This is a genomic window from Pseudomonas sp. NFX5 (genome assembly GCF_049132125.1).
Lineage (GTDB): Bacteria > Pseudomonadota > Gammaproteobacteria > Pseudomonadales > Pseudomonadaceae > Aquipseudomonas > Aquipseudomonas marginalis.
Genome location: NZ_JAFMZG010000035.1, coordinates 179,439 through 203,227, shown reverse-complemented (window position 1 = coordinate 203,227; position 23,789 = coordinate 179,439). Strand labels below are relative to the sequence as shown.

General features: G+C 64.2%; 19 protein-coding genes. 7 read left to right on the top strand and 12 right to left on the bottom strand.

The window, feature by feature from the left end:
- Positions 1-34 precede the first annotated feature (34 nt).
- Complete coding sequence (locus J1N02_RS25515; RefSeq protein WP_098479861.1) at positions 35-967, bottom strand: p-hydroxyphenylacetate 3-hydroxylase reductase component; 933 nt, start codon at positions 965-967, stop codon at positions 35-37.
- Positions 968-1,023: 56 nt separating this feature from the next.
- Entirely contained in the window at positions 1,024-2,193 is a 1,170-nt protein-coding gene (locus tag J1N02_RS25510; protein ID WP_027603470.1) for a p-hydroxyphenylacetate 3-hydroxylase oxygenase component, read from the bottom strand.
- A 262-nt stretch (positions 2,194-2,455) separates the two neighbouring features.
- Between J1N02_RS25510 and J1N02_RS25505 the strand changes: the two genes are divergently transcribed.
- The 3 genes from J1N02_RS25505 (at position 2,456) to J1N02_RS25495 (ending at position 6,122) form a co-directional block, all read left to right on the top strand.
- Entirely contained in the window at positions 2,456-3,943 is a 1,488-nt protein-coding gene (locus tag J1N02_RS25505; protein WP_421147957.1) for an aldehyde dehydrogenase family protein, read from the top strand.
- A gap of 137 nt (positions 3,944-4,080) precedes the next feature.
- Positions 4,081-5,142 carry an aromatic ring-hydroxylating oxygenase subunit alpha gene (locus tag J1N02_RS25500; protein WP_065939637.1) on the top strand — a complete coding sequence of 354 codons (1,062 nt, stop codon included), beginning with the start codon at positions 4,081-4,083 and terminating at the stop codon, positions 5,140-5,142.
- 29 nt (positions 5,143-5,171) lie between these two features.
- Positions 5,172-6,122: a PDR/VanB family oxidoreductase gene (locus tag J1N02_RS25495; protein ID WP_421147956.1), complete on the top strand. Its 951-nt coding sequence runs from the start codon at positions 5,172-5,174 to the stop codon at positions 6,120-6,122.
- A 6-nt stretch (positions 6,123-6,128) separates the two neighbouring features.
- On the opposite strand, the gene J1N02_RS25490 is transcribed toward J1N02_RS25495, so the two are convergent.
- The 6 genes from J1N02_RS25490 to J1N02_RS25465 form a co-directional block, all read right to left on the bottom strand.
- The gene (locus J1N02_RS25490; protein WP_065939635.1) at positions 6,129-6,842 is read right to left on the bottom strand and encodes a GntR family transcriptional regulator; all 714 of its coding nucleotides are present in this window, start codon (positions 6,840-6,842) and stop codon (positions 6,129-6,131) included.
- A 67-nt stretch (positions 6,843-6,909) separates the two neighbouring features.
- Entirely contained in the window at positions 6,910-8,652 is a 1,743-nt protein-coding gene (locus J1N02_RS25485) for an acyl-CoA dehydrogenase (protein WP_421147955.1), read from the bottom strand.
- Positions 8,653-8,680: 28 nt separating this feature from the next.
- Complete coding sequence (locus tag J1N02_RS25480; RefSeq protein ID WP_421147954.1) at positions 8,681-9,922, bottom strand: thiolase family protein; 1,242 nt, start codon at positions 9,920-9,922, stop codon at positions 8,681-8,683.
- Complete coding sequence (locus J1N02_RS25475) at positions 9,919-11,793, bottom strand: feruloyl-CoA synthase (RefSeq protein ID WP_421147953.1); 1,875 nt, start codon at positions 11,791-11,793, stop codon at positions 9,919-9,921. The genes J1N02_RS25480 and J1N02_RS25475 overlap by 4 nt, the downstream gene beginning before the upstream one ends.
- A 62-nt stretch (positions 11,794-11,855) precedes the next feature.
- A complete protein-coding gene (locus tag J1N02_RS25470; RefSeq protein WP_421147952.1) occupies positions 11,856-13,304 on the bottom strand; it encodes an aldehyde dehydrogenase in 1,449 nt (482 codons plus the stop codon).
- 76 nt (positions 13,305-13,380) lie between these two features.
- On the bottom strand, positions 13,381-14,211 hold the full coding sequence (locus J1N02_RS25465) for a p-hydroxycinnamoyl CoA hydratase/lyase (RefSeq protein WP_010567568.1): 831 nt from the start codon (positions 14,209-14,211) through the stop codon (positions 13,381-13,383).
- 213 nt (positions 14,212-14,424) lie between these two features.
- Between J1N02_RS25465 and J1N02_RS25460 the strand changes: the two genes are divergently transcribed.
- Positions 14,425-14,913, top strand: a complete 489-nt coding sequence (locus J1N02_RS25460) for a MarR family winged helix-turn-helix transcriptional regulator (RefSeq protein ID WP_027603461.1) — start codon at positions 14,425-14,427, stop codon at positions 14,911-14,913.
- A 5-nt stretch (positions 14,914-14,918) separates the two neighbouring features.
- Here the strand turns inward: J1N02_RS25460 and J1N02_RS25455 are convergent, their stop codons facing one another.
- Positions 14,919-16,244, bottom strand: coding sequence for an OprD family porin (locus tag J1N02_RS25455; protein WP_027603460.1), 1,326 nt, complete (start codon positions 16,242-16,244; stop codon positions 14,919-14,921).
- A gap of 308 nt (positions 16,245-16,552) precedes the next feature.
- Here J1N02_RS25455 and mhpT point away from each other — a divergent pair, with 308 nt between their 5' ends.
- Positions 16,553-17,761, top strand: a complete 1,209-nt coding sequence (gene mhpT, locus J1N02_RS25450) for a 3-(3-hydroxy-phenyl)propionate transporter MhpT (RefSeq protein ID WP_027603459.1) — start codon at positions 16,553-16,555, stop codon at positions 17,759-17,761.
- Here the strand turns inward: mhpT and J1N02_RS25445 are convergent.
- The 3 genes from J1N02_RS25445 to J1N02_RS25435 all read right to left on the bottom strand — a co-directional run bounded on the left by J1N02_RS25445 (position 17,739) and on the right by J1N02_RS25435 (position 21,048).
- Complete coding sequence (locus tag J1N02_RS25445; RefSeq protein WP_027603458.1) at positions 17,739-18,686, bottom strand: SphA family protein; 948 nt, start codon at positions 18,684-18,686, stop codon at positions 17,739-17,741. The genes mhpT and J1N02_RS25445 overlap by 23 nt on opposite strands.
- Before the next feature lie 81 nt (positions 18,687-18,767).
- Entirely contained in the window at positions 18,768-19,535 is a 768-nt protein-coding gene (locus tag J1N02_RS25440; RefSeq protein WP_027603457.1) for a coniferyl-alcohol dehydrogenase, read from the bottom strand.
- 37 nt (positions 19,536-19,572) lie between these two features.
- Positions 19,573-21,048, bottom strand: a complete 1,476-nt coding sequence (locus J1N02_RS25435) for a benzaldehyde dehydrogenase (protein WP_027603456.1) — start codon at positions 21,046-21,048, stop codon at positions 19,573-19,575.
- A 270-nt stretch (positions 21,049-21,318) separates the two neighbouring features.
- Here J1N02_RS25435 and J1N02_RS25430 point away from each other — a divergent pair, with 270 nt between their 5' ends.
- Together J1N02_RS25430 and J1N02_RS25425 are read left to right on the top strand one after the other, a co-directional pair.
- Positions 21,319-23,073: a sigma-54-dependent Fis family transcriptional regulator gene (locus J1N02_RS25430; RefSeq protein WP_092359690.1), complete on the top strand. Its 1,755-nt coding sequence runs from the start codon at positions 21,319-21,321 to the stop codon at positions 23,071-23,073.
- Between the two features lie 98 nt (positions 23,074-23,171).
- Positions 23,172-23,783 carry a TetR/AcrR family transcriptional regulator gene (locus tag J1N02_RS25425; RefSeq protein WP_027603454.1) on the top strand — a complete coding sequence of 204 codons (612 nt, stop codon included), beginning with the start codon at positions 23,172-23,174 and terminating at the stop codon, positions 23,781-23,783.
- Positions 23,784-23,789: the final 6 nt, after the last annotated feature.

Sequence of the window (23,789 nt, the reverse complement as noted above, 5' to 3'; positions counted from 1 at the left end):
TCCGATGCCGTTGCCGGCATCGGATCTTGGCCAGTCAGCAGTGGCTGATCAGTCCCTTCAACACCGTCTTGAAGGTGTCGATCTGGTCCTGGCTGAACTCGGCGAACACCTTCTCCTGCTGTTCCCGTGCAATGGCCCAGAGGTCTTCGGTCTGCTCGATACCCGCCGCGGTCAGGCGCACGCCGTGCTCGTCGTCATCGACCAGCCCCTTGCGCTTGAGGTTGGCCACGGCGTCGTCGATTTCCCGCACCGGCATCGCCACTTCCCGCAGCAGGTCGCCAGTGCTCAGGCGGGCATCGTTCTCAAGCACCATCAGCATCCGCGCCTCGCTGGTGCGCAGGCCGGTGGACAGTTGCCGGGGCTGGTAGCTGGACTGGTAGGCGCGAACCGCCTGGGTCATCAGGTAATACAGGTTATGGTTCAGGCGCCCCTGGAAGTGGCTGCTCGGCGGCTGGCTTTCGTCGCGCCTGGTCATGCGCGTATGGGGCAGGACCATGGAGTAGGCGCCCTGGTGGTAGAGCAGCGGCGAGCGCCCGAAATCGTCGAAGGCCACCACCTTGCCGATCATGATCCAGTGATCGCCGCCATCCACCTGCTGGTATTTCTCGCAGTGAAAACGTGCCGCACAATCGGCGAACACCGGCGCCCCGCCCTCCCCCGGTGCATAGGCGATCTCGGCGAAGCGGTCGTCCTTGGGCCGGGCAAAATTGTTCGAGAGGTCGATCTGGTCCGCCGCCAGCACGTTGACCGCGAAGTGGCTGGCCTCCTCGAATACCCCGTGACTGCTGGAGCGTTTGTCGATGCTCCACAGCACCAGCGGTGGGTCCAGGGACACCGAGTTGAAGCTGTTGGCGGTAACGCCCACCTTGCGGCCGGAGGCGTCGGCGGCGGTGACCACGGTCACGCCCGTGGCAAAGTTGCCCAGGGCCCGGCGAAAGGCGCGTGGGTCGAAGGTCGATTCAGACATGCAAGACTCCCGGGCTGCGTCAGGCGCAGCCCTGATTGTTGTTTTCAAAAGCAGCTTCAGATCATGCTCGGATCGGGCTCCAGGCCCATCAGCTCGCGGCCGAGGATCTGTGCACAGACGTCGTAGTCGGTGTAGGCATGGGCGCCGGTCATGTGCGAGTCGCGGAACAGGCGCTGCATCTCGTTGTGCTCGAACCAGGCGTTGCCGCCGGCGGCTTCGAACAGACGGTCCACCGCCTGGATGCACATCTTGGTCGCGTAGGCCTGGTTGGTGCGCCAGAACGCCAGGGTCTGGCGGCTGGGGTAGCGCTGCTGCTCACTGTGTTCAGCGTGTTCGTCCCAGGTTTTTTCGAGGAAGGCGCGCGCGGCGGCCACCTGGTGCGTCGACTCGGCCAGGCGCATCAACGCCGGGGTCGCGGCACCGACCGCCGCGCCGGTGTAGGCGCGCACGCGGGTCTTGGTCTTTTCGCGGAACACCTCGAGCATCCGCTCGGCGACGCCCAGGCTGACGGTGGAAAAACCGCTGGCAAAATACGGCCGGTACGGTGAGTAGAAAATCCTGCTGTCGGGGTACAGCCCGAAGCCGGCGGACTTGCCTTCCATCATGTCCTTGGCTTTCTGGATGCGGTGTTCCGGCACCCAGGCCTTGTCGATGATCAAGGTCTTGGTGCCGCTGCCCTTCATGCCGGCGGCAAACCAGTCATCGCGGATCTGGTAGTCACTGCGCGGCAGCACCGCGAAGCAGTAATCCTGGGAGCCCTGGGGGTTGTTGCGGCGGAAACCCACGATCGCCCACTCGGCGTGATCACAGCCGCTGCTCCAGCCCATTTCTCCGCTGAACAGCACGCCGCCCTCGACTTCCTCGGTGCGCCCGAACGGCGCGATGCTGCTGCTGGCCGTGGCATCCGGGTCAGTGCCCCAGACCTCCTGCTGCAGTTGGGCCGAGAACAGTGCCAATTGATGGCTGTGGGTACACAACAGGCTCATGGCCCAGGCCGTGCTGGCGCAGGCCCCCGCGAGCAAGGCGATGCAGTCGGCAAACTGCGGCAGCGACAACTCCATGCCGCCGAACACTTTCGGCTGAAACACACGGTGCATACCGATGCTCTTGAGCAGCGCAATATTCTCGGCGGGCACCTGGCGGTCCTGCTCGGCCACGAAGGCATTGGCGGCGATGGTCGGCAGGATGGACTTGAGGTCTTCAAGGAGCGGGTTTGGCTTTTTCATGGATGGCCCTGCTTATTATTGGATGTCCGGGCAGCGCCAGAAATCAAGGCGCGGCGCCGGATGCAGGGCCAGTATGGAGCGTGCCTTCCTGGCAGGACATGCACCTTCCAGAGTCAAGATTGTACTTTTCAAAGGCTCAGGCTGATCCGCCGTGCACAGGCGCTGGCAGCCACAGACATGCCACTGGGCAGCCACAGTCAAGCCCGTTCCGGCCACTGGGATTAACCTCGGGCTTTTCAATCTCTGCCACCAGGAAAAACCCATGAGCGATATTCCACTGCTGCCCCAGGTTGAAGCCTTCCTCCGTCGAACCCATACGTTGTTCATTGACGGTGGCTACGTCGAGAGCCATTCCAGCCAGCGGTTGGAGGTGATCAACCCGGCCACCGGCCAGGTCATCGCCGATGTCGCCGACGCCGACCCGGCCGACATTGACGCGGCCGTGGCGTCCGCGAGCCGAGGCTTCAAACAGTGGTCGCAGGTCGCACCAGCGGTGCGCGGCAACGTGCTGTTCAAACTGGCCGACCTGCTGGAGCAACACCGCGAAGAACTGGCACAGATCGAAACCTGCCAGTCAGGCAAGATCATCCAGATTTCCCGCGCCTTCGAAGTCGACCAGGCCGCGCACTTCCTGCGTTACTACGCCGGCTGGGCCACCAAGATCAGCGGCCAGACCATCACCCCATCGTTGCCCTCCTTCGCCGGCGAGCGCTACACCGCGTTCACCCTGCGCGAGCCGGTCGGAGTGGTGGTCGGCATCGTGCCGTGGAATTTCTCGACCATGATCGCCATCTGGAAACTCGCCTCGGCGCTGGTGACCGGTTGCAGCATCATCATCAAGCCCAGCGAGTTCACGCCGCTGACCATCCTGCGCATCGCCGAACTGGCGATTGCCGCCGGCCTTCCCGCCGGTGCGCTGAACGTCTTGACCGGCGGCGGCAGCGTCGGCAAAGGCCTGATCGAACACCCCGGCACCGACAAGGTGTCGTTCACCGGCTCCGTGCCGACCGGGATTGCGGTGGGCCAGAGTGCCATGGGCGCCGGGCTGACCCGCGCCACCCTTGAACTGGGCGGCAAGAACTCGGCCGGGTTCCTGCCCGATGTGGACCTGGACAAGGCCGTCAACGGCATCATCGAAGCGGGCTTTTTGCACTCCGGGCAAATCTGCGCCGCCGCCGAACGCTTCTTTGTGCATCGTTCGCAGATCGAAACGGTGATGGGCAAACTGGCCCAGCGCCTGAGCACGCTGAACATCGGCTCGCCTCTGGACGAGCGCACCGAATTCGGCCCGGTCACCAACCGCCAGCACCAGCTCAAACTCGGCGAGTTCTTCGCCAAGGCCCGTGCCGAAAACAACCGCATCATTCACGGTGGCAACCTGATCGACCGGCCGGGCTGTTACGTCGAGCCGACGATCATCCTCGCCAACAGCGTCAACGACACCCTGCTCAACGAAGAGACCTTCGGCCCCATTGCCACGTTCTTGCCGTACGACAGCGAAGAAGAACTGCTGGCCTTGATGAACAACACTCCCTACGGCTTGAGCGCCAGCCTGTGGACCAACGACCTCAGCAAAGCCCTGCGCATGGTGCCCGCCATCGAGGCCGGCACAGTGTGGGTGAACATGCACACGATGCTGGACCCGGCGGTGCCGTTTGGCGGCAACAAGTCCTCCGGGATAGGCCGGGAGTTCGGCAGCGCCTTCATCGAAGACTACACCGAGTTGAAGTCAGTGATGATTCGCTACTGAATCCAACCAGTGGATCCATTGAAACGTAATCGTCCGATAATCGCCCAATAAAACAACCAAAATAGATTGACTCTCCATAAGGCCAGCCATTTAATGGATCCATTAAATAAAAACAATCCGCCGCCTGGAGAGTCATCATGTACCCCAAGAACACCTGGTATGTCGCCTGTACCCCCGATGAAATCGCACACAAGCCCCTGGGTCGACAGATCTGCGGCGAAAAGATGGTGTTTTATCGTGGCCAGGAAGGCGCCGTGGTGGCGGTCGAGGACTTCTGCCCCCATCGCGGCGCGCCGCTTTCACTGGGGTATGTCGAGAACGGCAACCTGGTCTGCGGCTACCACGGCCTGGTCATGGGCGGCGACGGCAAGACCGTGGAAATGCCCGGCCAGCGGGTACGTGGTTTTCCCTGCAACAAGACCTTTGCCGCCGTTGAACGCTACGGCTTCATCTGGGTATGGCCCGGCGATCAGGCCCAGGCCGACCCGGCGCTGATCCACCACCTGGAATGGGCCGTGAGTGACCAGTGGGCCTATGGCGGCGGGCTGTTCGATATCCAATGCGACTACCGCCTGATGATCGACAACCTGATGGACCTGACCCACGAAACCTATGTGCACGCCTCCAGCATCGGCCAGAAGGAAATCGACGAGGCACCGCCCGTGACCACGGTGGACGGCGATGAAGTGGTCACCGCCCGGCACATGGAAAACATCATGGCCCCGCCGTTCTGGCGCATGGCCCTGCGCGGCAATAACCTTGCCGATGACGTGCCGGTGGACCGCTGGCAGATCTGCCGCTTCACCCCGCCCAGCCATGTATTGATCGAAGTCGGCGTGGCCCACGCCGGCAAAGGTGGCTATAACGCCGCCCCCGAACACAAGGCTGCCAGCATCGTGGTCGACTTCATCACCCCGCAAACCGACACCTCGATCTGGTACTTCTGGGGCATGGCGCGCAACTTCAACCCCCACGACGAGGCGCTGACCGCAAGCATTCGCGAGGGCCAGGGCAAGATTTTCAGCGAGGACCTGGAGATGCTCGAACGCCAGCAACAGAACCTGCTGGCCCATCCGCAGCGCAACCTGCTCAAGTTGAATATCGACGCGGGTGGCGTGCAATCGCGCAAGATCCTGGAGCGACTGATTGCCAAGGAACGCGCCCTCGAACCGCAACTGATCGCCACCACCACCGCCTGAACAGCGCGACAACTTTGCGAGGACTGAACATGATCGATGTGGTGGTGGTATCCCGTCATAACGAAGCCCAGGACATTTGCAGCTATGAACTGGCCAGTGTCGATGGCCAGCCGCTGCCGGCCTTCAGTGCCGGCGCGCATATTGACGTGCACTTGCCCGATGGGGTGATCCGGCAATATTCCCTGTGCAATCACCCCGAAGAACGTCATCGCTACCTGATCGGCGTGCTCAAGGACCCGGCGTCCCGGGGTGGCTCGCGCAGCCTGCACGAGCAGGTTCACGAGGGCGCCCGCCTGACCATCAGCGCACCGCGCAACCTGTTTCCCCTGGCCGACAACGCGCGACGCAGCCTGCTGTTTGCCGGTGGCATCGGCATCACCCCGATCCTGTGCATGGCCGAGCGCCTGGCCCATGTAGGTGCCGACTTCGAGCTGCATTACTGCGCCCGCGCCCGTGAGCGTGCGGCGTTTGTGCAGCGGCTCGAGGCGTCGCCGTTTGCCGCGCGGGTGTTCCTGCATTTCGATGAGCAGCCCCACACCGCGCTGAACATCGCCGAAGTGCTGGCAGCGCCCGCCGATGACGTGCACCTGTATGTCTGCGGCCCCGGCGGGTTCATGCAGCATGTGCTCGACAGCGCACGCGCGCAGGGCTGGCAGGAAGACTGCCTGCACCGCGAATACTTCAGCGCGGCACCGGTGGACAGCAGCCTCGACGGCGGCTTTTCGGTGAAGCTCGGCAGCAGCGGCCAGGTCTTTGAAATTCCCGCCGACAAGACCGTGGTCCAGGTCCTGGAAAGCCACGGCATAGAGATTGCCGTGTCCTGCGAACAGGGGATTTGCGGCACCTGCCTGACCCGTGTGCTGGAGGGCATACCGGAGCACCGCGACCTGTTCCTCACCGAACAGGAACAGGCCCTGAATGACCAGTTCACCCCCTGCTGCTCGCGCTCGAAAACCCCGCTGCTGGTACTCGATATCTGACAGGGTTCACGACGCGGGCAAAATCACCTTCATGCGCGCGGCGGCGGTGGCTGAGCTGAAGATCTCGGCATAGCGCAACGTCGCATTGGCGTGTTCGCGCATGATGGCTTCGGCCCGCGCGCCCTGGCGATTGACCAGGGCATCGAAAACCGAATGATGCTGCATGTGGGCATAGTTGAAGCGTCGGTACTCGCGGGCCATGTCCTCGCGATCCACCGCCAGCGCGGTCACCGAGGCGAACGGCAGGTGATCATTGCGGGCCAGCGCGTCGGCGATCGCCGGGTTGTGGCTGCCTTCGACGATGACCTGGTGAAAGCGCATGTTCAGGTCGTGATAGACCTCAAGGTCATCCTCGGTCACGTAGCCCTTTTCGAACAGTTGATCGCCTTCCACCAGGCAGCGCTCCAGCGCCGCACGCGCCGCGTCGGATAAACCAAGCTCGGCGGTCTGACGCGCTGCCAGGCCCTCAAGCACGCCGCGCACTTCGACGGCGCCGGCAATGTCGCTGGGGCTGACCGAACGCACCTGATAGCCGCGCCCGCCAAACGGCACCAGCAGTCCTTCCTGCTCAAGGGTACGAAAGGCCATGCGCACCGGCATGCGCGACACGCCGAACAGCTGCGCCGTGGGAATCTCCATCAGCCGCTCGCCCGCCGCCAACTCCCCGCTGGCAATCATCTTGCGCAGTGCAACCAGCACCAATTGACCGGGTTTACTCATCCAGGCAACTTCCAGAAAACGTGAGCCGCCATGGTACCGCAAGTAGTACCGCAAGCACCTGGCCGCGTCAGATGAACGCCAGCGCTGCCCGTGCCCCGTCTATGGCGCCCAGGTGCTGCGCCAGCCGCGACGGCAGGTAATCGAAAAAGAACCCGGCGCTTTGCAGCTTGGCGGCACGCAGCGGATCGTCTTCGCGCAGGGCCCTGGAGACCCGCGCGGCCCGCGCCCAGGCAAAGGCCAGCAACGCGACGCCACAGAGCTGGAGGAAATCCGGCGCCGCCCGATAGGGGTATTCACTGTCCTCGTGGGTGCGTTCACGGATGGCGTGCACCACACTGGCCAACGCGTCGCACAGGCTGGCCAACGCATCGGAAAAGCCTGCGCATTCCTCATACTGCGCGCCCTGCGCGGCCTCGGCGCGCAACTCGGCCAGCAGCAGGCCAAAGGCTCGGCCGTCATCCCCCAGCACCTTGCGCAGCAACAGGTCATTGGCCTGGATCTCGTTACTGCCCTCATAGATCATCGCGATACGGCTGTCCCGCAGGGTTTGTTCGATGGCGAACTCGGTGACGTAGCCGTAACCGCCGAACACCTGCAGCCCCTGGCTGGCCTGGCGAAAGCCCTGTTCGGTGAAATACGCCTTGATGATGGGGGTCAGCAGCGGCGCCAACTGCGCCGCCGACGGGTCCTGGCCGTGCTCGGCCTGATCAAGCAGGTGCGCCGCCCAATAGCCGATGGCGCGCATGCCCTCGCTGGTGGTGCGCAGCTCCAGCAACACGCGGCGCATGGCCGGGTGATAACGGATCGGGTCAGCCGCCTGGGCCACCACCTCTTCCGGCCTTGACGGCGCACGCATCTGCAAGCGCTCGGCGGCGTACTGGCGAGCGTTCTGCCAGGCCGCCTCGACATGCCCCAGGCCTTGCAGGCCCACATGCAGGCGCGCCGAATTCATCATCACAAACATCGCCGCCAGGCCGCGATTGGGCTCGCCGACCAGCCAGCCCTGGGCGGCGTCGAACACCAGGGAGCAGGTGGCGCTGCCCTTGATGCCCATCTTGTGTTCGATGCCGTCGCAGTGCACGCCATTGGCCTGGCCATCGTCCAGCTGCTTGGGCACCAGGAACAGTGAAATGCCACGACTGCCCGGCGGCGCATCGGGCAGGCGCGCCAGCACCAGGTGCAGGATATTCGCCGTGAGGTCGTGCTCGCCGCCGGAGATAAACAGCTTGCTGCCGCTGAGGCGATAACTGCCATCCGCCTGGGGCTGCGCGCGACAACGCAGCAAGCCGACATCGCTGCCGGCCTGGGGCTCGGTCAGGCACATGGTGGGCAAGGCCTGGCCGCTGACGATGTCGGGCAGGTAGCGCGCCTGCAACCATGGGGCGGCGTGGGCCTTGAGACACAGGTAGGCACCGTGGGCGATCCCGGTGTACATGGCCCAGGCGTGGTTGCTGGCATAGAGCATCTCTTGCAGCGCCGCATCGAGCAGTTGCGGCGAGCCCTGCCCGCCCTGCTCCTCGGCACACGCCAGCGCCGGCCAGCCCCCCTCGACATAGGCGCGATAGGCCTCGACGAAGCCGTCCGGGGTGCTGACCCGGCCCGCCTGCCAGCGGCAGCCCTGGCGATCACCGCTGCTATTCAACGGCGCCAGCACGCCCTGGCTGAAGCGTGCCGCCTCCTCCAGCACCTGTAGCGCCAGCGGCAGGTCCAGGGCCGCGAATGCCGGGTGGCGCTGCCAGGTATCGGGCGCCTGCAGCCAGTGTTCCAGGACAAATTGCATATCGCCCAGGGGCGCCTCATAGCTCCACATCGGGACACCTCATCGACTAAAAAAACCATCAAGCGCGGTAGACAGGGTTCTCGATCAGCAACGCCATGCCCTGCCCGCCGCCCACGCACGCCGCGGCAATCCCGTAGCGCAGGTTGTGCTGGCGCAGTTGCCGGGCCAGGGTCATCACCAGGCGCAGGCCGGTGGCAGCCAACGGATGCCCCAGGGCAAGGGAACCGCCCTCGACGTTGAGGCGGCTGCTGTCCAGCTCCAGTTCATGGGCAACCGCCAGTACCTGGGCGGCCTGGGCTTCGTTGATTTCGAAGCGGCCGATGTCGCCCAGGTTCAAGCCGCTGCGTTGCAGCAGCAGGCGGATCGCCGGTGCCGGGCCGATGCCCATGAACTCGGGGGCCACACCGACCACCGCGCTGGCCAGCAGCCGCGCCAGGGCCGGGCGCGTGCAGGCCGAGGCACGCCCCACCAAAGCCGCCGCCGCACCATCGACCACCGCGCAACTGTTGCCGGCGGTTTGCACGCCGCCTGGATGCACGGCGCGCAAGCGCGTCAGGGCTTCAAGGTCGGTAGAACGTGGGTGGCTGTCGGCGCTGACGGCACTCTCCCGGCGCGCCAGGCTGATGCCCCTGGGCTGGTACCCCTCAAGCTCGAACACCTGGTTATCGACCGTGACGATTTCTTCCGCCCACACGCCGTCACGTTGCGCCTGCAAGGCACGCTGGTGGCTGTCGCAGGCGTAGCGGTCCACGGCCTTGCGGCTCAGGCCATAACGGCGCGCAAGATTGTCGGCGGTGGCGATCATGTCCAGGCCGGGGGCCGGGTCGTACAGGGCCTCCCAGAGAAAATCCTTGAATTGCACCTCGCCGCCGAGGCGAAACCCATCCCGATGGGTGTAGGCCGCAATCGGGTTGCGCGACATGGATTCACTGGCCACGCACAGCGCCAGTTGCACCTCGTCGCGCAGTTGTTCAGCGGCCTGGCGCAGCAGCTCGAAACCGGTGGCGCAGATGCGCTGCACCCCCAGTGCCGGGACCGCTTGCGCCACCCCGCTGTACAAGCCGATATGCCGAGGCAGCAAGTAGGCATCGAAACTGGCCTGGGCCATGGAGCCGGCCAGCACGCTGTCCACCGCCAGGGGGTCGATGCCGGCCCGGGCCAGCACTTCGCGGCCCACCTTGATTCCCAAATCGATAGGCGACACCTGGGATAGTGCACCGCCAAGGTCGACCCACGGCGTGCGCACCGCCGCGAAAATCGCCGCATCGGCAAACGCCGAGTACTGCCCGGCGCTGTTCAAGGCTTGGGCCCGGCGCGCAGGATCGCAGGGTCTTCACCGCGATACAGCGCCTCGACCCTGGCCGCGCGCCATTGCAGCACGGCGCGCTGGTTGATCGAACCCTTGTCGGTGATTTCCCCGCGATCGATGGACGCTGGCTCGTCGAGCAGGGCAATCCATTCCAGGCGACTGGCATTGCCGGTGGCCTCGCGGTTGAGGCGCTGCAACCAGTCGGCGAACCACTGGCGTACCGGCGCGCTGGCCAGCACCTCGGCGTCGCTGGCGTCAGCGCTCAAACCGGCCAGCCGACGGCACTCGTAGAGCCGGGGGAATACCAGGGCGCCCAGGCATTCGCGGTCCGGCGCGGCAATCACCAGGTCCTGCACATAGGGCGCGCCGTCGAGCACCGCGCGATTGCGCAACGGGCCGACACTGACAAACACCCCGGAAGACAACTTGAAATCCTCGGCAATCCGCCCGTCGAACATCAGCCCCAATTGCGGCTGGTGCGGGTCGGCGAGCTTGATCGCGTCACCTGAACAGTAGAAACCCTGGTCGTCGAACACCTCGGCGGTTTGCTCCGGCGCCCGCCAGTACCCCGGCATGATGTGCGGCCCGCGAAAGCGCCCTTCGAACTTGCCGTCCAACGGCACCAGGCGCACCTCGCAGCCCGGCGCGGGCAAGCCGATGTAGCCGGCCATGGACAACGGCCCGGTGGTGAAGGTGCAGGACGGCGCGGCTTCGGTCATGCCCAGCCCGGCCATCATGCGGATACGTTCACCGCAGTGCTGTTCGGCCACGCGGTCAAGGCGATCCCAGATACTTTGCGACAGGCCGGCGGCGGCGAAGAAGAACAGTTTCATCCGCGCAAAAAAGCGTTCACGCAACTCGGCGTCCTGTTCCAGGGCGTTGACCAGTTCTTCCCAGCCCTTGGGCACCGTCAGGTAGGCCGTGGGCGAGACTTCCTTGAGGTTGCGCAGGGTCTCGGCAAAGCCCTGGGCGGTCGGCTTGCCGTCGTCGAGGTAAAAGGTGCCGCCGTTGTAGAGCACGATGCCGACGTTATGGCTGCCACCGAAGGTGTGGTTCCACGGCAGCCAGTCCACCAGCACCGGCGGTTCCTCACCGAACACCGGGAACGTCTGCAGCAGCATTTGCTGGTTGGCACAAAGCATGCGCTGGGTGGTGATCACCGCCTTGGGCAACTTGGTCGAACCCGAGGTGAACAGGAACTTGGCGATGCTGTCGGGGCCGGTGGCCTGGAACGCCGCGTCGGCCTCGGCGGCGCCCGGCGTTTGCAGCAGGCTGGCGAAGCTGGCCTGAGTGCGCCCAGGCACGTGGCCGCGCACGCTGATCAGCGGGGTCTCGGCCGGCAGGACGGCGTCGATGGCGCGCTGGTAAGCCGCCGCATCGCTGACGAACACCAGCCCCGGTTGCAACAGGTTGCACACATGCCGCAGCTTGGCGAAATCCTGGGACAACAACGAATACGCCGGCGACACCGGGCAGTAAGGAATACCGGCGTACATCGCGCCGAGGGCAACCTGCAAATGCTCGATGTCGTTGCCCGACAGCAAGGCCAGCGGCTTATGCGCCGAGAGCCCGTAACTCAACAGGCCCTGGGCAATCGCACGCACGCTGTCGAGCATCTCGCGGTAGCTGACCCGGCGCCAATCACCACCGGCCTGGCGGGCCGCGATAAACGTCTGCTCGGGGCGCACCCGGGCCCAATGCACCAGGCGATCGAGCAGGCGCGCCGGCAACTCGGCCAGGGGCTCCAGGGAGCGCATATGCAGCACGCCGTGTTCTTCAGTGACCGCCACCGCTGCGTGGCCGATGGAGACCTCGCGGTATCGCGGTGCGGGCTGGGGTTGCGGTCTGAATTCGGAACTCACAAGGGTGTCCTCCAGCAAGGCGGGTCAACGCCGCCTTGTTATTGTTATGTCGCGACGCCTGCTCAGATCGGGTAATGCCGTGGCCCGTTCTGCAAGGTCACCCAGCGCAATTGCGTGAAGTGCTCGATCGAGGCCTTGCCGCCGAAGCTGCCGTAGCCGCTGGACTTGACCCCGCCAAACGGCATCTGCGCCTCGTCATGCACGGTCGGGCCGTTGATATGGCAAATGCCCGACTCGACACGCTGGGCCAGGGCCAGTGCACGCCCGGTGTCACGGCTGAAGATCGCCGCCGAGAGGCCGAACTCGGAGTCGTTGGCCAGGCGCAACAAGGCTTCATCCCCGTCACCGCGCAGCAGTACCGCCACCGGACCGAAGGATTCTTCGCGGTACAGGCGCATATGCTCGGTAACGCCATCGATCAGGGTCGGCTGCAGGATGCTGCCGTCCAGTTGGCCACCCACCACCAGCCGCGCGCCCTTGGCGAGGGCATCGTCGATCAGGGCCTTGATGCGTGTGCCGGCGCCGGCGTCCACCAGGGAACCCAGAACCGAATCCGCTGCAATGGGATCGCCTGCGCGCAGGGTCGCGACCTTGGCCGCCAGCTTGGCGGTGAACGCATCGGCGACCTTGGCATCGACAATCAGGCGCTCGGTGGACATGCAAATCTGGCCCTGGTTGAAATAGGCGCCAAAGGCCGCCGCTGCCACCGCCGCGTCGAGGTCGGCGTCGTCGAGCACCAGCAACGGCGCCTTGCCGCCCAGTTCCAGCAAGGCCGGCTTGAGGTGACGCGCCGAGAGTTCGCCGACAATCCGCCCCACATGGGTCGAGCCGGTGAAGTTGACCCGGCGCACGGCCGGGTGGGCGATCAGCCGCTCGACAATCGCAGCGGCATCCGCCGGGGCATTGCTGATGACATTGACCACGCCATCGCCCAGGCCGGCGTCCTGCAACACCTGGCCAATCAGGCGGTGCACCGCAGGGCTCAGCTCCGAGGCCTTGAGCACCACGGTATTGCCGCAGGCCAACGGCATGGCGATGGCGCGGGTGGCGAGGATCACCGGGGCATTCCACGGCGCGATGCCCAGTACCACGCCGCAAGGCTGACGCAAGGCCATGGCGAAACTGCCGGGGACATCGGAGGGGATCACTTCACCGGTGATCTGGGTGGTCATCGACGCCGCTTCGCGCAGCATATTGGCCGCCAGGCGCACGTTGAAGCCATACCAGTTGGCCATGGCGCCGGTCTCGCCGGCGGCGGCAATGAATTCGGCGCTGCGCGCCTGCAATTGCTCGGCGGCATTGAGCAGGCGGGTGCGGCGTTCGTTGGGTGCCAGCGCCGCCCACGCGGGGAACGCGGCGTGGGCGGCCGCTACGGCGGCGTCGGCATCTTCCAGGGTGGCGGCGGCCACCCGCGAGACCACTTCACCGGTCACCGGGTTGCGGCGCTCGAAGGTTCGACCGTCACGGGCGGGGCACGACTGGCCGCCGATCAACAGGGGCACGTCCAGCATGGTGATTCCTCTTTATTGTCTTTATCGGGAATACGTTCAAGCAGGGTACAACGGCGCGGCCAGGCGGCCGCGCCCTTCAGCGTTTATACGCCTGCAGACCAGGCTTGATGCTCTTGTCGTCGAGGAACTGCTTCATGCCCTGCTCGCGACCGCCTTCGGTGTCGAGCAGGCGCGACTGATCGAGCTTGGCGTAGAGGTAATCCTCGTTCTGCTCCCAGGTCAATTCGCGGCAGCGCTTGAAGCCATGCTTGGCGGCACGCAGCACCACCGGGTTTTTCTCCAGCAGGTTGCGCGCCAGTTCGATGGTCACTTCGCGCAGTTGAGCCAGCGGCACGCTTTCGTTGACCAGGCCCATTTCGGCGGCTTTCTGCCCGCCAAAGGTCTTGCCGGTCATGATGTAGTACAGCGATTGGCGATGGCCCACGGTGTCGGCCATGGCCTTGCTCACCAGGTTGCCCGGCGGGATGCCCCAGTTGATTTCCGAAAGGCCGAAGGTCGCTTCGTCCGCACAGATCGCCAGGTCGCAGGCCACCAGCGGGCTGAAGCCACCGCCGAAGCACCAGCCATTGACCATGGCGATGGTCGGCTTGGCGTACATGCGCAGCAGTTTCCATTGCCATTGCGAGGCTTCGCGACGGATTTTTTCCTGGAGGATTTCCGGGCCGGCGTCCACTTCGCGGAAGTATTCCTTGAGGTCCATGCCGGCGGTCCAGGCTTCGCCCGCGCCAGTCAGCACCAGCACGCCGGCGGCAGGGTCCTGCTCGAGGGTTTCGAGGACGTCGATCATTTCCCGGTTCAGGGTCGGGCTCATGGCGTTGCGTTTTTCCGGACGATTGAGAATGACCCAGGCGATGCCTTCTTCGATCTCAACCTTGACGGTGGTCCAACGGCCTTCGTAATTGCTCATGGCGGTACGCTCTTGTTCTGGGTTTGAAGATGATTCGAAATTAAACCGCAAATATAGTTATGTCAATTAACTATTAATCCGGATAACCAATATTTTTACGCGATGAAACCTGCGTTTTCCAGGCGTTGTGAAAAGCCGGCATAGCCATGGCGCGCCAACCCCGGCAAACTAGATAGCCTTCTTAACCTCCACCTTCTGAGGATTGCACTGCCAATGGCCAAGCCTTCCACCATCGCCGCCGCCAGCCAGGCCCTGCCCGACAACGACGAGGTACGGCCGCCGCTGGATTCAGCCCTGGACGATCTGATCGGCTACGCCATGCGCCGCGCCCAGCTCAAGCTGTTCCAGAACCTGATCGGCCGGCTGTCGGACCACGACCTGCGCCCTGCACAGTTCTCGGCCCTGGCGATCATCGAGCAGAACCCCGGGCTGATGCAGGCCGACCTGGCCCGCGCCCTGGCCATCGAGCCGCCCCAGGTAGTGCCGTTGCTGAACAAGCTGGAAAGCCGCGCCCTCGCCGTGCGGGTGCGCTGCAAGCCGGACAAGCGCTCCTACGGGATCTTCCTCAGCAAGAGCGGCGAAATCCTGCTCAAGGAACTCAAGGCCATCGCCGCCCAGAGTGACCTGGACGCCACGGCCGCCCTTGACGCCCAGGAACGCGAAGAGCTGCTGCGCCTGCTGAAGAAGGTCTATCAGGACTGAGCGGCCTACCAGAGCGCCACGGTGTAGAGGACCAGGAAACGGGTCTGGTTTTCATCGCGAAACGCCGCGCCGCTCGGGAAGTCATTGCGGTAGATCGACTTGCGCGCCATGAACCCGACGTTCTTCAGCGGGCCGTCCTGGATCACATACCCCAACTCCATCTGGAACTCGCGCTCCTTGCGGTCCTCGGCATTGAAAGCGGCCAGTTCGATGTTGTCGCCGCGCACATAGCGCAGCCGACTCTTGAGCCCCGGCACACCCGCTGCGGCGAAGTCGTAGTCATAGATGGCTTGCCAGGTGCGCTCCTTGGCGTTGAGAAAGTCCGAGCTCATGGTCAGCTCGCTCATGCCCATCAACTCGGTGCCGGAGATATAGGGTGTGGCCGTCTCCCCGCTTGAGTGCATGTAGCCAAGGCTGACGCGATGGCCGCCGAGGCGGTAGCCGAACAGCGCCGAGAGGTTGCGGTTATCCACCTTGCCCGCCTTGGCACTGCCATCCTCGCGGCTGAAAAAACTGCGCAGGTCGCTGGTGAGCACGCCATCGCCCAACGGCAGGTTGTGCAACAGCGCCAGGGTGTCCTGCTGGTAGAGGTCGGCGACCTGGGAGTGATAGAGGCGCAGGCTGAGGTCTTTGTTGACCTGATAGTCCCCGCCCACATACGCCAGGTGCGACGTGGTGGCGGTGGCGTTGAAACGCCGGTTGGGCGAAGCGATGGTCATGGCCTGGTAGTCGGTGGAGTCGCGCTTGTTGATGCGGTCGATGTAGCCGGTGTTGAAGGTCAGGCCATCGATGTCCTTGGAGCTCAAGGTGGTGCCGCGAAAGGTTTGCGGCAACAGGCGCGACGGGCTGGCAAAGGCGAACGGCAGGAAGATCGACACATCGCCGGCCTTCACCGTGGTTTGCGCAAACCGCAGCTTGGCAGTCGGGGCCAGGCGCGAGTACTCATCGGCGGCGCGCTTGTCGCTGGCCGACACCGGCAGCAACTCGGTGCCGCTGCGGTCCGGCGAGGAGTCGAGCTTGACCCCCATCAACCCGCGCACATCCAGGCCGAAGCCCACCGGGCCCGGGGTGTAGCCCGATTCCAGGTTGAGGATGAACGCCTGGGCCCATTCCCGCGCGGCGGTCTTCGCTCCGTCGTCCTTGTAGTCGCGGTCCAGGTAGTAATTGCGCAAGGTCAAGGTGCCGTGGCTGTCGTCGATAAAGCCTGCGGCCCATAGCGAAGTGGGCAACACGCTCAAGGCCAGGCATGCCATGAGCAGGCGTGGGGTATTGTTCGACACACAGGCGACGGGCGCCGCTGCAACGGCTTGCTCCATAGGGAGTTCTGGCATGTTCGATGTCCATTTTTTGTTGTTGTTTTTGGGGTGGCACACGCTCGGCCCGGTCGGCTTCGCGAGCCAAGAATGGAAACAGCCGGCGGTGCCCGTCAACCGCAACTGAGCGATAATCGAACATTAATAAAGCTATCTATTTTTTAGTTGCATATGAATCAACATCGCAACCCAATGAATTACATGGATTTATTCATGTTTTATGGGCGGATTAATCCACGATTCATTTTTTAGTTATCTTTGTTATCTTAATCACCAGCAGCCACTCGCGCTCGTCACCACAACAAAAACAACAATGAGGTTTGCCCATGGACAGTCCATCGCGTCGTTCGACGCTGACTATTGCGTTGTGCTTTATCGTTGCGCTGATCGAAGGGTTCGATCTGCAGGCCGCCGGCACTGCCGCCGCCGGGTTACGTCAAACGTTCGCCCTGGATCCGAAGATGCTCGGCTGGGTGTTCAGCGTCGGCATCATCGGCCTGCTGCCGGGGGCGTTCTTCGGCGGCTGGGTCGCCGACCGCATAGGGCGCAAGAAAATCCTGGTGGGTGCCGTGCTGCTGTTCGGGCTGTTTTCCCTGAGCACCGCGTTTGTCGACAGCTACGCCAGCCTGTTGCTGGTGCGCTTTCTCACCGGCCTGGGCCTGGGCGCCGCACTGCCCAACCTGATCGCGCTGTGCGCCGAAGCAGTGAGCGAACGCAACCGGGGCACGGCCATCAGCGTGATGTACTGCGGGGTGCCGCTGGGTGGCGCATTGGCCGCGGTGGTGGCGATGTTTTCCAGTGAGCACTGGCAGACCACCTTTATCATCGGTGGCCTGGCGCCGTTGCTCGCCGTGCCGTTGATGATCCTGCTGCTGCCGGAGTCCAGCGCCTTTCGCCAACAGCGCGACACTACGCACGGCGCCCGCCCTTCTACCGGCCAGGCGCTGTTCGGCGAAGGTCGCGCCCGCACCACATTGGCGTTGTGGCTCAGCTATTTCTTCACCCTGACCGTGATGTACATGCTGCTTAACTGGCTGCCGTCGCTGTTGCTGGAGCAGGGTTTCAGCAAACCCCAGGCGGGCATGGTGCAGATGCTCTTCAATATCGGCGGCGCCCTCGGCTCGCTGCTCGGCGGCGTGCTGCTGGACCGCTGCAATGCCGTCAAAGTGGTGCTGGGTGTGTATGCCGGGTTGCTGGCGGCATTGGCCGGAGTCGGGTTGTCGGTGGGCATCGTGCCCATGGCCATCGCCGGTTTTGCCGCCGGCCTGTTCGTGATGGCCGCGCAGTTGGTGCTGTACGCATCGGCACCGCCCTCCTACCCGACCTCGGTACGCGCCACCGGTGTCGGTGCCGCGGTGGCCGTCGGCCGCCTGGGTTCGGTGGCCGGGCCGCTGGCGGCCGGGCAACTGCTCGCCGCCGGCGCCGGCACCGCCGGGGTACTGCTGGCGACCTCCCCCGGGGTGGTGATTGCCGCACTGACCATCATCAGCGTGATGGTGCGTACGGCGCCCACTAGAACTTATGCAGCCAATTGAGCACCAGTTTGTTGCCCTGCGTGCGGTTCTCCGCCTGCTGCTCGAAGTAGGCGTTTACCGATAGCACGTCTTCCTTGCTGAACCCGTAGACCAGGCCTGGGCCAATGGCCCAGACCTTCTCCCGGCGCCCGCTCACGGCGTGCCCATCGACCTGGGTGTCGGTGATCTGCTTCAACCAGTAGCCGTTAACCCCCACGCTCAGTTGCTGGCTCACGGCATATTGCAGGGTCAGGTTGGCATGCAACGCCTGCCCGGCCTGGGTATCGGAAACATCCCCGAAGCCTGCCTGCGGATCATCGTTCTTGCCATTCCACAGGTACATGAACCGCCCGCTCGTCGACCACTTCGGGCTGAACCAGTACGTCGCCGCGTAATACGGGTTGAATGACCAGAAGTTGCTGCCTGGGTTGATCGAGCGCTTGCGGTCATAGGCGCCCACCGGCACCGAGATATCGGCTTCGATACGTTGGGTCAACAGCGGGCTGCCATCGGCGCGGCTCAGGGTCGGCAGTTGCAGGAAGGGCCCCACAATCACATCACCAAAGCCGGCGCGAGAACTCAGGGCCGCATTGTTCAACCCGTCGTCGACATCCACATGGGCCAGGGAGGTGTTGATCAGGGTGAATCCGGGCATCGCGCCATTCGCCAAGGGTTGGCCGAGGTAGATGATCTGTGTGGTAGGCGCCACCACTTCCACGTCCTGGTTGGGCAGTGCCAGCTTGTGGCCGTTGGCATCATTGAAACGGCTGGCCCGGGAGTACGTCAGGTATTCCTCCAGGTACCAGCCCGGGCCAGCGGGTGCCGGTGAGCCGTCGTAGAAACTGGTGCTGCCCAGGTTGAGGCCGGGCAAGTCGTAAGCATGTGCAGTCGATGACAGTGCGATAAAGGTCCCGGCCGCAACCGTCCGCAAGATAGGCTTGAGCATCTTGTATGTCCTGTATTTTTGTTGTTGTTCAAGACCCCCGGCACGGTGGATCCGCACCGGGGTTTACCGCTGTAGCACCCCCTACACGTAGGTCGCCGCCAACCCACCGTCCACCGGCAGATTGACCCCGTTGACCCAGCGCGCGGCGTCGGAGCAAAGAAAGGCGATCACCGCCGCCACCTCATCGGCCAGGGCCGGACGGGTCATGCGCTGGCTGTCCGCAGCCACCCGCTCCGGCCCGAGCATGCTGACAAAATCGTCGAGAATCGGGGTAAACACCGGCCCCGGCGCCACGCAGTTGATACGCACCGCGTGATCGCGAAACCAGCCTTGGGATTGCTGGAAGCTCCACACGATCAGCGCTTCCTTGAAGTACTGATAACAGCTGGCCTGCTCCACCGGATTGGCCGCCAGCCACTGCTGCCCGGCCTCGAAGCTGTGCGTCGCGGCCAGGGCCTTGTGCAGCTCCAGGCGTTGCGGCCACTGCGCACCGAGCACCGAAGCGACATTGACGATGCTGCCGCCCGCCGCCATGCGTGGCAGCAGCGCTTGAGTCAGGTGCCGCAACCCCAGGTAGTTGACCGTGGCCACCGCTTGCACGGGCGCGGTACCGGGCACGCCGGCAATGTTGCACAGCCCGTCGACCCGTGCCGGCAGGCGCGCCACCAGGGCATCGATGCTGGCCGGATCGCCCAGGTCAGCCTGGAAAAAGCCATCCAGGGTCAGTTGCGGTGCATGGCGATCAACGCCGATCACCGTGGCACCCTGGAAGCGCGCGAGCCGCGCAAGCTCGGCGCCAATGCCGGAGGCGACGCCGGTGACGACCAGGGTTTTGTTGTGCAGGTTCATGTTCAAGCCCTCTTGTTTTTGTATAGGCATAGGTGGATCAAAACGGATAGGCAGGTGCAGTGTTCTTCACCGTGACCCACTGCCACTGGCTGTACTCGTCCCAGTCGGCCGGCCCGCCTACGCTGCCGCCATTACCGGAAGCGCCGCGCCCACCAAAGGGGTTGATGCATTCGTCGGCGACGGTCTGGTCATTGATGTGCAGCAGGCCGCAGTCAAGCCGCTCGCCGATGGCCATGGCACGCCCGACCGAAGGCGAGATGATCGCGGCCGAGAGGCCGTACTCGGTGCGGTTGGCCAGCTCGATGGCCTCCTCGTCGGTGGCAAAACTGACCACCGTGGCCACCGGCCCGAAGATTTCATCCTCAAACGCGCGCATGCCTGGCCGCACACCGCTGAGCACGGTGGGCTGGTAGAACAATTGGTCGTATTCGCCACCCGCCTCCAACCGTGCGCCCGCTTGCAGGCTGTCGCTGACGATCTCGTGCACGCGCTGCAATTGCCGTTGGTTGATCAACGGGCCGAGCGCGGCTTCACCGCGGGCGGCATTGCCCACGGTCAACGCCCGGGCCTTGTCCACCAACTTGCGCGTGAGGCGTTCGGCGATGGATTCATGGGCGAGAATCAAGCCGGTGGCCATGCAGATTTGCCCCTGGTGCAGCCAGGCGCCCCAGGCGGCATTGCTCGCGGCCAGGTCGAGGTCGGCGTCTTCGAGAATGATCAGCGGGTTCTTGCCGCCCAGTTCCAGCGCGACTTTTTTCAGGTGTCGTCCGGCCACTTCGGCGACTTTGCGCCCCGCCGCCGTCGACCCGGTGAACGCAATCATCTGCACATTCGGATCGCGGCACAGCGCCTCACCCGCCGGCGCGGCACCGGGCAATACCTGCAGCAGGCCCTTGGGCAAGCCCGCCTCCTCGAACAGCCGGGCGATGAGAAAACCACCGCTGACCGGGGTCTGCGGGTCGGGCTTGAGCACCACCGCATTGCCCGCCGCCAGGGCCGGGGCCACCGAGCGCAGCGACAGCACCAGCGGAAAATTGAACGGTGAAATCACCCCGACCACGCCGTGGGGCTGACGCCGGGCATAGGACAGGCGACCTGCCGCACTGGGCAGCACCAGCCCGTGAGGTTGGGACAACAGCCCCGCCGCCTGATGCAGCAGCACAATCGCCTCGCGCACTTCGTGCTCGCCCTTGAACAACGCGCCGCCGGTTTCCCGCGCGACGTACAGCGCCAGTTCGGCAAAGGACTGCTGGGCCAGGTCCGCCGCCTTGCGAAACACCTCGGCGCGCTCCCGTGGGCCGAGTGCTGCCCAGGCCGGCTGCGCCAGGGCCGCGCTGCGGCAGGCGACGGCGATGTCGGCCGGGTTGGCCATGGCGCAGCGCATCAGGGGTTCGCCGGTGGCGGGTTCGATCACCGCGATCACGGACCCCGAGGCAGGTATCCAGTCGCCGTTGAACAGGCATTCGGACGCAATGGCCCGCTGTAGCAAGTGGGTGGTTTCAGGTACTGACATGGCAACTCCCGGTTCTTGTAATTGTCATCGCCTGCACAGGGTGCAAGCGCCGCATCAAGCCTTGAGCAAAGGCTGTGCCGCTTGCACCCAACGACGCAGACATAAAGGACCGAGGGCTCTGGGACGAGGCCTGCCACGGGGCGCCCACGCCTCACCGCCCCATCGGCTGCAAAAACCGCGGCACCGCCACTTGTTCAATTGATAAGGTTATGTTTAATAACTATCTGAGCAGTTACTCATATCGATCACTCGCTTTGCAGGGGCATAACAATGACTAATCCCCACAGCGCGCTGCCCGACGACCGGGTGGCCAGCGCGCCCTACCATCCGCGCGGCGACAGCCGTCAACTCAGTGAGAGCAGTTCGCCCACCCCGGCGGAACTGACCGATTGCCTGTTCTTCTCGCCCGAAGACGGGCGTATCTGGCTCAACGATCAACGCATGGTGTTGCTGCACGGTTCGTCGTTCGGTGCCCTGCGCGCGGAGGTCATCGAACGCCTGGGGCTGGAGCAGGCGCGTGGCCTGTTCACCCGCACCGGTTATGTCTCCGGCGCGCGGGACGCGCGGTTGATCCGCGAGCGCTGGCCACAGGCCGATGCCGCCGCCGTGTTTCGCGCCGGGACCCACCTGCACACCCTGGAAGGCATGACCAAGGTTGAACCGCTGCACTTCAAGTTCGATGCCGACTCGGGGTTCTATGAAGGCGAGTTCCTCTGGCACCACTCCTGCGAGGCCGATGAACACGTGGGTGCCTACGGCATCGGCCAGGACCCGGTGTGCTGGACTGAAACCGGCTATGCGATCGGTTTTGTCAGTGGCCTGTTCGGGCAAATGGTGATTTTCCGCGAGGTGGAATGCCGGGGCATGGGCCACCGCTGTTGCCGGGTGATCGGCAAGACCGCGGAGCAATGGGGTGACGTCGAGCAGGACCTGCGTTACCTGAATGTGTCCCAGGCCGTCGCCGACCCTGCTGCCCCCACGCCCGCCAGCCCGCTGCGCAGCAATGGCGGAGTCACTCAGCCGCAACCGTTGGTGGGCGCCAGCGCAGCCTTCAACGCCGCGATGCAAGCTTTGCAACGGGTCGCATTGACGCCCGCGACCGTGCTGATCAGCGGCGAGTCCGGGGTCGGCAAGGAGATGTTTGCGCGCCAGTTGCACCAGCTCAGCCGCCGCCAGGACAGCCCGTTCGTGGCGCTCAATTGCGCCGCGATTCCGGACAACCTGATCGAGGCCGAACTGTTCGGTGTCGAACGCGGCGCCTATACCGGCGCGACGCACTCGCGGCCTGGACGTTTCGAACGGGCCCAGGGCGGCACGCTGTTTCTGGATGAGATCACCAGCCTCAGCCTGGCCGGGCAAAGCAAGTTGCTGCGGGCCTTGCAGGAACGGGAAATCGAACGGGTCGGCGGGGTGCGCGGGATCAAGGTGGATGTGCGCGTGGTGGCCGCCACCAATATCGACCTGCGTAAAGCCGTGGCTGACGGCAGCTTTCGTGAAGACCTGTTCTACCGCCTGAATGTCTACCCCATCGCCCTGCCCCCGCTGCGCGAACGCCGGGACGACATCCCGCTGTTGATCAATGCGTTCCTCACGCGCTTCTGCCAGGAATACGCGCGAACGCCGGCGGGCCTGACCATGCGCGCCCTGAAGGTGTTGCTGCGCTATGACTTCGCGGGCAATGTGCGCGAACTGCAGAACCTGATCGAACGCGGCCTGATCGCCAGTGACGAAGGCCAACCCATCGACCTGGTGCACCTGTTTCGCAACGAACCGATGCCGGCCGATCCCTACGGCCTGGACGACCACGGCAGCCTGTCCAACAGCGCACCGCCGCCGTGCCTGGCACTGTTCGACACCCTTGGCCAACTGGAACCAGGGTTTTCCATCGAAGGCCTTGAATCGCGCCTGCTCAACGAAGCCCTGCAACGCAACGCCGGCAACCTGGCCGCCGCTGCCAGGCTTGTGGGGCTCAGCCGCGCTCAATTTGCCTACCGGTTGAAGAAGCATCAGCGGCAAATCCCTTGAATGCCAATTAGTGCTTTAAAAGCTTTACCCAATTAAGTATTTTGCAGGGATACCGGGGCGATAAGCGCCCCTCTTTTTACTCGTGACAAGGATCTCCTGTGAGCGGACTGCGTGAACGTCAGAAAGCCGAACGCCGGCAAGCTATCAGCCAGGCCGCGATCGAGCTGTTTGAACGCCAGGGTTTCCAGAACACCACCATCGAACAGATCGCCAGCCAGGCCGGGGTGTCGCCGCCGACGGTGTTCAAGTACTTCGGCAACAAGCAGGAAATCATCCTGGAAATCCTGCATCACGCCGATCAGCGCGCAATCAGTGACACCCGCCGCGAGATCCACACAATGGACGATCCGGTCGAAGCGCTGTGCCACCTGGAAAGCCTGCTCACCGGCTATGCCCTGGAAGTCATGCACCCCAGCCTGTGGCGTGAACTGCTGCCGCTGATCCTGTTCGGCGGCAGCAATGAACTGCCGGCCGGTTATCGCGCCATGAACGATGCGCTCAGGGCGGAAATCAGCGAACTGCTGCGGGAACTGCAACGGGCCGGCAAGCTGCGCCCGCAACTCGATGTGGAGTTGGCCGCGTTCCTGTTGAACGACTATTCGCACCTGCAACTGTTCAGGCTGGTGAACCAGGAACAGCCGGATATCGACGCGCACTCGACGCAGGTACGGCGCATCACCGAGCTGCTGTTCTACGGCATGCAGGCCTGACAGCTT